This is a genomic window from Niallia sp., assembly GCF_031978665.1.
In the GTDB taxonomy this organism is placed as follows: domain Bacteria; phylum Bacillota; class Bacilli; order Bacillales; family Cytobacillaceae; genus Niallia.
Genome location: NZ_DALZDK010000038.1, coordinates 44797 through 56405 on the forward strand (window position 1 = coordinate 44797; position 11609 = coordinate 56405).

Consider the following 11609-nt stretch of genomic DNA (forward strand, 5'->3'; position numbering starts at 1 on the left):
GTGAAAAATGGAGATATGTTAGATATTGATGAAGTAACTAGCCATCTTTCCATTGATTTATTAGGAATAGTTGCAGATGACGATGCTGTCATTAGAGCTTCTAATAATGGAGAACCAATTGCGTTAAACCCGAATAGTAAATCTGCAATCGCTTATCGCAATATCGCTAGAAGAATTTTAGGGGAGACTGTTCCGTTGCAACACTTGGAAGAGGAATCAAAAGGTGTCTTTGCTAAAATTAAGACATTTTTTGGTGCTAAATAAGATAGTAGAATAGCAATAGCAATCATTTACTATACGTACATAAATGGGACGTATATGAGGTGTTCTAATAGATAGAAGGACCAAGTCCCTGCCTTCTATTATTGATATTGATAAAGTTATTAATTGTAGCGCCTGAAAATAGCTAAAATTATCGATTAAGCATAAAATATAAAAAATCCCTGTAAAGAAATAACCTATTCTTTACAGGGATTTTTTATGTTTTTCTAGCTTTCTTTTAATTTTTAAGAATGTTGCAGTTCCTTTTGTTTACGTAATCACCTTGATTAAAGGCATACTTTGTTGAATCCATACATAAATATAGGGTTAAAAGGACAAGTAGGTTAGGGGAGAGGAGTAAATGGGGTCAAGAAACGATGATGTTAGAAAAAAAATCGAAAGAAGAAGAAAAGAACGGGCAAGAATAGAGAAAAATATTGATAGCAGAGTGCTCTGGTCTGATGAAGAGGATAGCTTTGACTATAATTTTACAAGTAAAGAGGAAAATTATCCAACTAAGATTCATCCTTTATTTCGCAAAGATTTATTTTTGCTAAAAATCTTAGGAGCAGCGATTTTATTTCTTTCTGTTGCTATCATTGTAGACCACCCATCAGCAAAATTAGGGAAAATTGAGAATACACTAAGACAAGCAATGTCACATGAATTTAATTTTATGGTAGTGACAGATTGGTATGAGGATAAATTCGGAAAACCATTGGCGTTTTTGCCGGAACAGAAAGACCAAGTTCAAGACACAGAGCAATTGCAGCAATATACCTTATCTGCATCCGGTAAAGTGTTAGAGGAGTTCCAAAAAAATGGGCAAAGAATTGCAATAGAAACAGGAACAGATACAACCGTACAATCGTTTAATGAAGGACAGATCACCTTTATAGGTGAGAAAGAAGGTTTTGGAAAAACAGTCGTCATAAAGCATAGCGATCAAAGTGAATCATGGTATGGAAATTTAGAAGAGGTGGATGTAAAGCTATACGAAAATATTAAAAAAGGAACAAAAGTTGGGAGTGCGTCAAGGTATGAAGGGGATGAAACACTAGGTTTATTCTTTTTTGCGATTAAGCAAAATGATGATTTTATCGATCCATTACAGGTGATAGAAATTGAATAGGTTTCTTGGTGTTTTTAAGTATCTTCATATCCATCCACTATTATGGGTTGTCATTGCTATTGGGGTAATGACTGCCCATTTTTATGAAATATGTTTATTGTTTCTGATTATCCTTATACATGAATTAGGTCATGCGATTGCTGCGGCTTTTTTTTCGTGGAGAATAAAGAAAATATCTTTATTACCATTTGGGGGAGTAGCTGAAATGGATGAACATGGAAATCGTCCGTTGCTAGAGGAGGCAATTGTTATTATTTCTGGTCCATTACAGCATATTTGGCTACTGGGGCTGGGGGTTCTTTTATGGCAAGGGGGTATTTTTACAGATTCCTTATATCAAACCTTTACCCAATATAATTTCATGATCTTTTTCTTTAATTTACTTCCGATTTGGCCCCTGGACGGTGGGAAACTAATGTTTCTTTTATTTTCCTTAAAAAATTCCTTTCCTAAGTCTCATAAATTTACGCTCTATTTATCCATGTTAGGTGTTTCTTTATTTTTATTAATTGTCATAATCATGATGCCAACTAATTTAAATGCATGGATCATCATTAGCTTCTTACTTTTTTCTATTTTTTATGAATGGAAACAAAGAAGATTCTTATTTATGCGATTCTTGCTGGAACGCTATTATGGAAAAACAAATAATTTTAGGAAATTACTTCCATTAGAAGTTCAAGAGGAGGATCAGCTATTGGACGTATTCGAACGATTCCACCGAGGGTGCAAGCATCCGATTATCGTAAAATCGAAAGGGGAAGACAATGCCATTTTTGATGAAAATGAGCTTTTACATGTCTATTTCAAAGAAAAGAATGTGACTGCAAAGATAAAGGATCTAATGGCTGTTTTATAGGTATACATAAAAAAAGGAAGTTTGTTTTCCTTTTATCGCATCCTTTAAACCTTGAGTAGCATTGATATCAGTATCAATAAATATGTCCTTAAGTTTACTAAAACATTTCATCTAAGCTAAAATAATAAGATAACCATAAAAAAGGATGTATGATGTTGAATCAAGTAATCGTGAATTTGAAAACAAGAGAAAAGAGATTTGCTTATCTAATGGATGGAAAGGTAGCACAAATATATGTTCAGCAGCCACAATATAAAACGACTGTCGGGAATATTTATTTAGGCCAAGTGACAAAAGTTATTCCAGGGATGAACGCTGCCTTTGTAGAAATTGGTGAGGGCAAAGGTGCGTATTTACCGAGAGAAAAAATGATTTCCTTTGTTCGGAGCGAGGGGACGTTAGAAGAGAAAAAAAAGAAGAGTGTCTCCTCTTATATAAAACAAGGAGAACGTGTCCTGGTTCAAGTGATAAAAGATGCTGCCGGACCAAAAGGCGCAAAAATAACAGGCATTATCGAGATGTCTGGTGAACACTTAGTGTATATGCCTTATGGCAGATATGTAGCAGTATCCAAAAAAATAAACACTATTGCATCTCAAAAAAACTTGAGAAGCTTCGGCGAACGTATAAAAACAAAGAGCGAAGGCTTGATTTTTCGCACTTCAGCTGCAAATTGCTCAGAAGCTGACTTAATAGATGAACTAGAAACATTGCGCCAGCAATACAAAGAGCTGGAACAGCAGGATAGAAAGAAGAAAATAATGCTTTTACACGAAAATAATGAGTTTAACAAACAACTATTTTATCTTTTCAAGCAAATGAAAGAGGGAGAAGTGATTGTCGATAGGGTAGAAGAGAGGAAGCAATGGCAAGCGCAGTTCCCTCATTTAACAGTTTCCTTTCATCAAGGAAATGAGGATCTTTTTTCTCATTATCATTTGGAAGCAGAGATAGAGAAAGCATTGAAAAGAATCGTTTGGCTAAGCAACGGATCATATTTGATTTTTGACCAGGCAGAAGCAGCAACGATTATTGATGTGAATACAGGTAAATATGAAGGGAAGCATCAGCTAGAGCAAACCGTCTTCCAAACAAATATTCTTGCTGCAAAAGAGGCAGCCAGACAAATTAGGTTAAGAGATATTTCGGGAATCATCTTAATTGATTTTATTGATATGAAAGATGCGGAAGAGAAGCAACTCTTAGATGTCATGCTTAAGGAATTAAAAGGGGATAATAGACAATCAAAAGTAGTTGGATTTACCGAGCTTGGGATCTTACAATTAACGCGAAAAAAAACGATGAAATCCTTATCTGAAATGACTCAGAGAAAGTGTGTGATTTGTGAAGGCACAGGAGTTGTAAAGAGTGCAGAAAGTATGGCTTTTCAATTAGAAAGGGAGCTCTGGGAATATCGAAATAAGGATATTGATCTTGTAGAGATACACGCAACAGAAGACGTTAATCGTATATTTATCGGCGAAGGAAATATTCATAAAAAACGGTTAGAGGAAGTATTGGGTTTTACGATTAAGATAGATATAGTTGATTTTCCAAAGCCAGACTATTTTATCCGAATGGTTAAATGAATGCTTAAAAACGCAATAATAGAGAATATGATTGACAGTATCTTTTAAACATGTTAGTATTTTAATGTTGTTTGTAGCACCCGTGCTCTACAACCGCACATAACAGGTAATTAAGATTTTGCTTTAGCAAAACGCCTGTCATTGGCGAGTCTTAGTCTATTAAGGAGGTGCAGTTTAATGTACGCAATTATTGAAACAGGCGGAAAACAAATCAAAGTTGAAGAAGGTCAAGCTATCTACATCGAGAAATTAAACGGTGAAGCTGGTGACACTGTTACTTTTGATAAAGTTCTTTTCGTTGGCGGAGAAAATGTAAAAGTAGGAAGTCCAGTTGTTGAAGGAGCTACTGTTACAGCTAAAGTTGAAAAACAAGGCCGTCAAAAGAAAATCATCGTTTTCAAATACAAAGCGAAGAAAAATTATCATAAAAAGCAAGGTCATCGTCAACCTTACACTAAAGTTGTTATCGAAAAGATTAACGCTTAAGGTTGAGTTTGTATGATCGACGTAACGATTGACAAATCAAACGATGGTCTCATTCATTCGTTTACAATTAGTGGTCATGCCCTTTTTGCTAATAGTGGGAATGATATAGTATGTGCTGGGGTATCGGCTGTTTCGTTTGGAAGCATAAATGCCGTTATTTCACTTACTGGCATTACTCCTATTATTAAACAAGGGAAAGACGGAGGTTTTATTTCCTGTACTATTCCAGAAAATATTCAGGAAGAAACAAGAGATAAAATTCAACTTCTTTTAGAAGGTATGGTTGTTTCTTTGGAAACAATTGAAAGAGACTATGGAAAATACGTAACTATCACTTATAATTAAATAGGAGGTGGAACGAAATGTTAAGATTAGATCTTCAGTTTTTTGCATCTAAAAAAGGGGTAGGTTCGACTAAAAACGGACGTGACTCCATTTCTAAACGTTTAGGAGCTAAACGCGCAGATGGTCAATTAGTAACTGGTGGAAGCATTCTTTACCGTCAACGCGGTACAAAAATCTATCCAGGAGTAAACGTTGGTCGTGGTGGCGATGATACACTATTCGCAAAAGTTGACGGAATCGTTAAATTTGAGCGTCTTGGTCGTGATCGCAAACAAGTTAGCGTATACCCAGTAGCACAAGAAGCATAAGTTAATGATTAGATAGGCTGGCTCGTATAGGGTCAGCCTATCTGTTTGTTAAAGGATAGATTTCTTGATGAAGAATGGATGTTGATACTAAGATATGTTGTGGATGATTTCAACACTTAGACAAATAGCATAGATGGCTTTTGCCTATTAGAAAATACCTTGTCTATATATACATATCACTATGTTGCCTTTTCTTGCTTTTGGTCTAAGTGTTGAAAAATAGAGTAATCCATTGCTTTTTCGTATACTTTCAAAGGATTAGTTTGGCTCTTATGTATAGTTTGTTGTTCCCACAGCCTTAATACACTTCGTTTTCGACATTTCTTTATCAAATCAATCCAAAAATCGTAATCTGTATAATAAATCGTTTGGACATATCTAAGAAGGCGTTTTTAGTCTGCCTATTCCAATGAACTTGAACCCTTAGTTATAGAAATAGATAATTGCTTTAGCTGTGGAGTTATCGTTTTTGTTCATAGATGATTCATTTTTTGTTATACTTACTTAAAGCAGTCTTCTAAGACTTAATAACCTTTTAGGAGTACAAGAATGAATAAAGACTGGAATACGATAGATTTTTTAAGACATGTTCGCCATGATTGGCTAAATAAAATCCAATTAATTAAAGGGAATTTGGATTTAAATAAACCGGATCGAGTAAAAGAAATAATAAATGAAATTATTACAGAGACCAAACAAGAAGCTAAGTTGTCTAATCTAGATATTCCGCAATTTGCTACAAAATTATTAATTGCTAATTGGGAAAATTATCATTTTCGGTTGGAATATGAAGTGCTGGCAGAAGAGAAATGTCAATTAACGGAAGATGACATACTTACCAGTTGGATAACCTTGTTTTTTCAGACATTAAATCAACATATAAAGCCTTTTGCAGACAATCATTTATTCATTTCCATTCATTCCATGGAGGAAGGACTTCGTTTGTATGTTGATTTTAATGGAGTGCTAGTAAATACAGAATCAATGTCTTCATTTCTTCAACAGCCGTTTCCCAAGCATTTGGTAGTGGAAAATACGGAGATTAGTGATAAAGAACTGGTGTTTGAAGTCTGGATGAATAGAGAGAAAACAGGTAAATAATAAGAAGGACTTGGCTAATAATTAATCGAGTTCTGTTATATAGCATGAAAGAAAAATTATGATTTTTAGAAAAATACTAGCTGGAATGGTTCGACATTAGAATATCTATTTTGAAATCAATGTTTATGAACAAGTGTAAGATGTTCTGTTGGTCAATACAATACGCTTAAGTTTTTCTTATTAGGAGGAAATGAATTTATGTTTGTGGATCAGGTTAAGATTTATGTGAAGGGCGGAGACGGTGGTAACGGTATGGTAGCGTTTCGCCGCGAGAAATTTGTCCCTAAGGGCGGCCCTGCTGGTGGAGATGGCGGTAAAGGAGCCAATGTAATATTTGAAGTGGAAGAAGGGCTACGGACTTTAATGGATTTCCGCTATCAACGTCATTTTAAGGCGCCACGTGGCGAGCATGGGATGTCCAAAAATCAGCATGGCCGTAATGCTAAAGATATGATTGTAAAGGTTCCACCTGGTACAATCGTTTCAGATGCGAATACAAAAGAAGTAATTGCGGATTTAACAGAACATGGCCAACAAGCGATAATTGCAAGAGGTGGTCGTGGAGGCAGAGGGAATTCTCGCTTTGCGAGCCCTTCGAATCCAGCTCCTGAACTATCGGAAAACGGCGAACCAGGACAGGAAAGAGATATTGTACTGGAGTTAAAAGTACTAGCTGATGTTGGTTTAGTCGGTTTTCCTAGTGTCGGTAAATCTACGTTGCTTTCTGTTGTATCTGCAGCAAAGCCTAAAATTGCCGATTATCATTTTACGACGATTGCGCCTAATTTAGGAATGGTCGAAACAGAAGATAACAGAAGCTTTGTAATGGCAGATTTGCCAGGATTAATTGAAGGAGCTCATTCTGGTATTGGCTTAGGTCATCAATTCCTTCGTCATATTGAGCGTACAAGAGTTATTGTCCATGTCATTGATATGGCTTCTACAGAGGGTAGAGATCCTTATGAGGACTATGTAACGATTAATAAAGAGCTTCAAGAATACAATATGCGATTATTAGAAAGACCGCAAATTATTGTTGCCAATAAAATGGACATGCCAGATGCAGAAGAAAATTTACAAGAGTTTAAAGCTAAATTGCAGGAAGACTATCCAATCTTCCCTATATCGGCTATAACGAGATCAGGATTGCGTGAGCTTCTTTTTGCTATCGCAGATAAATTAGAGAATACGTCAGAGTTCCCATTAGAAGAAGTGGAAGAAGAAGCAGGGGTTCACCGAGTTGTATATAAGCATGAAGTTGATGAGCGACAATTCTATATTACAAGAGATTCAGATGGAAGTTTTGTCCTATCTGGTGAAGGAATTGAAAAGCTCTTTAAGATGACGGACTTCTCTCGTGATGAGTCTGTTCGTAGGTTCTCTCGTCAAATGCGCGGTATGGGTATTGATGAAGCGTTGCGTCAACGTGGAGCAAAAGATGGAGATACAGTAAAATTAATGGAATATGAATTTGAATTTATCGATTGATCGAAACAATTCTTAGAAGAACAGTAAAAGAAGGTAATAAAGGATCTTCCCTTTTGTCGAATGAAATGACGGAAGGGGAGTTTTTCATACAAAACAGATAAAGAAGAAAAGAAATTCCTATTAACATACATAATGAAGTTTCCGTTATGCCTTGAGGGGTGAGCAGATGAAACAAAATAAACTGGATCAGAAATTTTTTTTAGTAAGAGAAGATGTACTTTCAGAAGCTATGAAAAAGACTTTGGACGCGAAAGAACTATTGGAAAGAGGAAAAGCGGAATCCGTACATGATGCAGTAAAACAAGTTGATTTAAGTCGCAGTGCATTTTACAAATATCGAGATACAATCTTTCCTTTTCACACGATAGTGAAAGAAAGATTAATTACATTATTTTTTTACATTGAAGATCGGTCGGGAACATTATCTAAGCTACTAAGTGTTGTTGCCTCTGGAGGATGCAATGTACTGACGATTCATCAAACGATACCGCTCCAAGGAAGAGCGAATGTCACACTATCTCTCAATACAGCAGAGATGGAGATTTCTATTGAGATGTTGTTAGAGCGATTGCGTATGCTTGAATTTGTGGAGAAAGTTGATGTCTTAAGCTCTGGAGGATAAGGAATCTATGATTTAATTAGATATCCGATCGTCTTTTAGGAAGAAGGCTTCTATGAGTCGTTCTTCTTTTTATATGTGATAAATTCAGAATAAATAATTATTTTTTTGGAGGAGAATTAGGTGAAAGTAGGCTACTTAGGTCCAAAAGCAACGTTTACAAATATGGCGGTAAATCAGCAATTTCCTGAAGTGGAATCAATCCCTTTTCTAACGATTCCAAATTGCTTTGATGCTGTTATGGCAGACGAAATAGATGTTGCTTTAGTACCAGTTGAGAACACATTAGAAGGCTCTGTCAATATCACGCTTGATTATTTAATTCATGAAGTATCTTTACCGATTTGTGGTGAAGTGACAGTTCCGATTAAACAACATTTAATGGTTCATCCGCTTCGTAAAGATACATGGAGAGAAATTGAAGTCATCTATAGTCATTCCCATGCAATCGCTCAATGTCATAAATTTTTACATACCGAATTTAACGGAATTACTTGTGATTATATGACTTCAACAGCAGCTGCAGCACAGTTTATTAAGGAAAATCCAAATATAAATGGTGCAGCAATTGGAAATGCGCTAACTGCTGAAGAGTATGGTCTTGAAATTGTGAGACATCATATCCATGATTCCAATAACAATCATACAAGATTTCTTATATTATCAAAGAACCCTGTAAGTTATACAGAAACGAAAAATAATTTAGCTGGCCATAAAACCAGTCTAATGGTCACTTTGCCTTCGGATCGTTCAGGTGCATTACATCAAGTGTTGTCTGCTTTTGCATGGAGAAAATTAAACTTGGTGAAAATTGAATCGAGACCAACAAAAACGGGATTAGGAAATTATTTCTTTCTTATTGATCTAGATCGAAAAATGGACGATGTATTAATACCGGGAGCCATTGCAGAGCTAGAAGCAATTGGCTGCGAAGTTAAGATGTTGGGGAGCTATCCTTTTTACGTTATGGAGAAGTAAGATAGAATACTTTGAATCCAGAGATGTGCTAAAATATTCACTTGAAAAATCACTAAGAGCGATAAATCGTCTTAGTGATTTTTTGCATTCATTTAAGCTTCTTCTTCGATTAAAAAATTCGCCTTACGTAAAGCCTCTTCTGCCTCTGTTAATGTATCCAGAGATGGTGCTGTAATGGTATGCAAATGAATTCCAGAAGTTAATTCTGATAAATATGCAGCGTTGGTATGCTTAATTTTCTTCATAAATTGTTTTACTTCTTTTCTATTGGCTACAAGAATAGAAGCCGTTAAATCCCCATAGACAGGATGTTCAATTTTAACATCTTTAACGGTTACCCCATTATCAACAAGAATATTCAATTCTTCTTCCGTTTTTTCAGGGGGATGATTACATGCAATAATTTTTTCATAAAGCAAAGGCTTTGATTCCTGTAAATATAAATAACCTTGACTAGTTGCCAATATCGGTTCGTTTTTCGCTTTTAGAAGGGTGATGTCTCCAACTATAATTTGACGACTTACATTCGTTAATTTGGAAAGTTCACTGCCGGTAAATGGACGATTATTTTCTTTTAATAAGGAAAGAATATAGGCTCTTCTTTCTTCGCCAAGCATTTTTTTTGATTCTGTCATCCAATTTCTCCTTTTAATTATGATTTCCTCCAGGTAGGAAGTTTAAATTCCCCATCTGTTATAGTCATTCACACAGATTTTAATGGTTATTTGCTAGAGGTTATTGCTTTTCCATTAAAAAATTTAAAAATAATATCGAATACACGTAGACTTCTGAGGGATTTGCGAACCAGGTGAGACCCTGGATTTAAGTGAGGTCCACGGAAAGCGAAGTGTATTCAAGCTGCGAGTTAATAGCAACAAATTTAAAAAAACAGCCTTTTAAATTAAAAAGTACTCCCTATTCATAAGTAGTATTATATATTCTCTCATTTCTATTTTACCAAAAGTCTATCTTTAAGATATCCCTAAAGTATTTATAAAATGGATGAAATTAAATTTGTTTTATAAAAGAGTATGATTAGCAAACAAAATACGAAAAGAAGGACAAAGGATTAGCTATCTTTATGTGGCTAGAACACATAAATTAAAAAAAACCGCATAGATTTTTGAATAGAATGATAACCATTTTGCAGTGTGAACATAGACTATATGGACATATGCATAGGAGGGAATCTATAGTGAAGATCCATATTGTTCAGAAAGGGGATACTCTTTGGAAAATTGCCAAAAAATATGGTGTTAATTTCGAAGAGTTAAAAACGTTAAATTCCCAATTGAGTAATACAGAGATGATTATGCCCGGCATGAAAATTAAAGTTCCTACTTCAGGAGGAAGTATTAAGAAAGAAGCCCCTATTGTGGGACCGAAAAAAGAAATGCCGATTGCAATGCAGCCAATTGTGAAGGAAGCGCCGAAAAAAGAAATGCCAGTAAAGGAAATGCCGAAAAAAGAAGTGCCAAAGGAAAAACCATACACTCCTAAAATGCCTACTCCAATCATTCCAGAAATTGATGTTACTAATTATTATTCCATGAATATGACAAATGTGGACGTAGATGTTGATGTAGAAATGAAAGAAAAAACAATTTTGCCATCAGCACCTGCACCAGTTTTACCTAAACAGGAACCTGTTCAACAAGATTTGTGTCCACCAATCATTCCTTATCAACCATATTGTTATGAAGTATCTCCAATGATGCCAGGAAGTGGTTTTCCTCCAGGAGTATGTCCTCCAGAAGGAGTACCGGTTGAACAAGTAGCAACTCAAGCTTATCCAGCACTGCCTGGAGTAGATTATACAGAAAAACATAAATGGGAAGAGTCCTCCTCCTCCTATTCTGCTTATAAGCATGGACAATTGCCTGCGCATGGTAAACAAGTGCCGCATGAATATTATCAGCAACCGTTAGTGCAGTATGGTCAAATGCCTGTGGAACATCACAACCATAAAAAAGAAGAATCATCTTCGTATGTAGCTGGAGCAGGATATCAACCACATGCTCCAACGCAAACAGCGCCAGTTCTTCCAGCTTATAATCTACCTTACAAGGAAGATTGTGGATGTGGTGCACCATCATTCCCACAACAACCAGTAAGCAATGAGGGAATGGGGCAAGGATATGCTCCTGGAATGGGAGCAATGCCGCAAGGATACGGACCAGAAATGGGAGTAATGCCAGGAGGGTTTAATCCAGGAATGGGAATGGCTCCAATGCCGCAAGGATTCGGACCAGAAATGGGATCAATGCCAGGAGGATTTAATCCAGGAATGGGAATGGCTCCAATGCCGCAAGGATACGGACCAGAAATGGGATCAATGCCAGGAGGATTTAATCCAGGAATGGGAATGGCTCCAATGCCGCAAGGATACGGACCAGAAATGGGATCAATGCCAGGAGGATTTAATCCAGGAATGGGAATGGCT

Annotated in this window: 12 protein-coding genes, 1 pseudogene and 1 other annotated feature; of the genes and pseudogenes, 12 read left to right on the forward strand and 1 reads right to left on the reverse strand. The window is 36.1% G+C overall.

Features of this window, described 5'->3' with window-relative positions; translation table 11 throughout:
* The 11 genes and pseudogenes from RTL21_RS18875 to pheA all read left to right on the forward strand — a co-directional run.
* Positions 1 to 264 (forward strand): annotated as a pseudogene (locus tag RTL21_RS18875) (septum site-determining protein MinD); the annotation flags it as partial.
* A gap of 358 nt (positions 265 to 622) precedes the next feature.
* A complete protein-coding gene (locus RTL21_RS18880; protein ID WP_312098110.1) occupies positions 623 to 1393 on the forward strand; it encodes a peptidoglycan DD-metalloendopeptidase family protein in 771 nt (256 codons plus the stop codon).
* Complete coding sequence (locus RTL21_RS18885; RefSeq protein ID WP_312098112.1) at positions 1386 to 2252, forward strand: M50 family metallopeptidase; 867 nt, start codon at positions 1386 to 1388, stop codon at positions 2250 to 2252. The genes RTL21_RS18880 and RTL21_RS18885 overlap by 8 nt, the downstream gene beginning before the upstream one ends.
* 152 nt (positions 2253 to 2404) lie before the next feature.
* Positions 2405 to 3841 carry an Rne/Rng family ribonuclease gene (locus RTL21_RS18890; protein WP_312098114.1) on the forward strand — a complete coding sequence of 479 codons (1437 nt, stop codon included), beginning with the start codon at positions 2405 to 2407 and terminating at the stop codon, positions 3839 to 3841.
* Positions 3842 to 3922: 81 nt separating this feature from the next.
* Positions 3923 to 4003: a sequence feature (ribosomal protein L21 leader region), on the forward strand.
* A 15-nt stretch (positions 4004 to 4018) separates the two neighbouring features.
* Positions 4019 to 4327, forward strand: a complete 309-nt coding sequence (gene rplU, locus RTL21_RS18895; protein WP_016201698.1) for a 50S ribosomal protein L21 — start codon at positions 4019 to 4021, stop codon at positions 4325 to 4327.
* 12 nt (positions 4328 to 4339) lie between these two features.
* Complete coding sequence (locus RTL21_RS18900) at positions 4340 to 4672, forward strand: ribosomal-processing cysteine protease Prp (protein ID WP_312098120.1); 333 nt, start codon at positions 4340 to 4342, stop codon at positions 4670 to 4672.
* Between the two features lie 17 nt (positions 4673 to 4689).
* Entirely contained in the window at positions 4690 to 4980 is a 291-nt protein-coding gene (rpmA, locus tag RTL21_RS18905) for a 50S ribosomal protein L27 (protein WP_016201696.1), read from the forward strand.
* Positions 4981 to 5529: 549 nt separating this feature from the next.
* Entirely contained in the window at positions 5530 to 6081 is a 552-nt protein-coding gene (locus tag RTL21_RS18910; RefSeq protein ID WP_312098122.1) for a Spo0B C-terminal domain-containing protein, read from the forward strand.
* Positions 6082 to 6279: 198 nt separating this feature from the next.
* On the forward strand, positions 6280 to 7569 hold the full coding sequence (gene obgE / locus RTL21_RS18915) for a GTPase ObgE (protein ID WP_312098123.1): 1290 nt from the start codon (positions 6280 to 6282) through the stop codon (positions 7567 to 7569).
* A 166-nt stretch (positions 7570 to 7735) separates the two neighbouring features.
* Positions 7736 to 8191: an ACT domain-containing protein gene (locus RTL21_RS18920; protein WP_312098125.1), complete on the forward strand. Its 456-nt coding sequence runs from the start codon at positions 7736 to 7738 to the stop codon at positions 8189 to 8191.
* A gap of 120 nt (positions 8192 to 8311) precedes the next feature.
* Complete coding sequence (gene pheA, locus RTL21_RS18925; RefSeq protein ID WP_312098127.1) at positions 8312 to 9166, forward strand: prephenate dehydratase; 855 nt, start codon at positions 8312 to 8314, stop codon at positions 9164 to 9166.
* Positions 9167 to 9258: 92 nt separating this feature from the next.
* Here the strand turns inward: pheA and RTL21_RS18930 are convergent, their stop codons facing one another.
* Positions 9259 to 9801: a transcription repressor NadR gene (locus tag RTL21_RS18930; RefSeq protein ID WP_312098128.1), complete on the reverse strand. Its 543-nt coding sequence runs from the start codon at positions 9799 to 9801 to the stop codon at positions 9259 to 9261.
* A 560-nt stretch (positions 9802 to 10361) separates the two neighbouring features.
* Between RTL21_RS18930 and safA the strand changes: the two genes are divergently transcribed.
* The coding region (gene safA, locus RTL21_RS18935) for a SafA/ExsA family spore coat assembly protein (RefSeq protein WP_312098130.1) at positions 10362 to 11609 on the forward strand (1248 nt) is incomplete at its 3' end.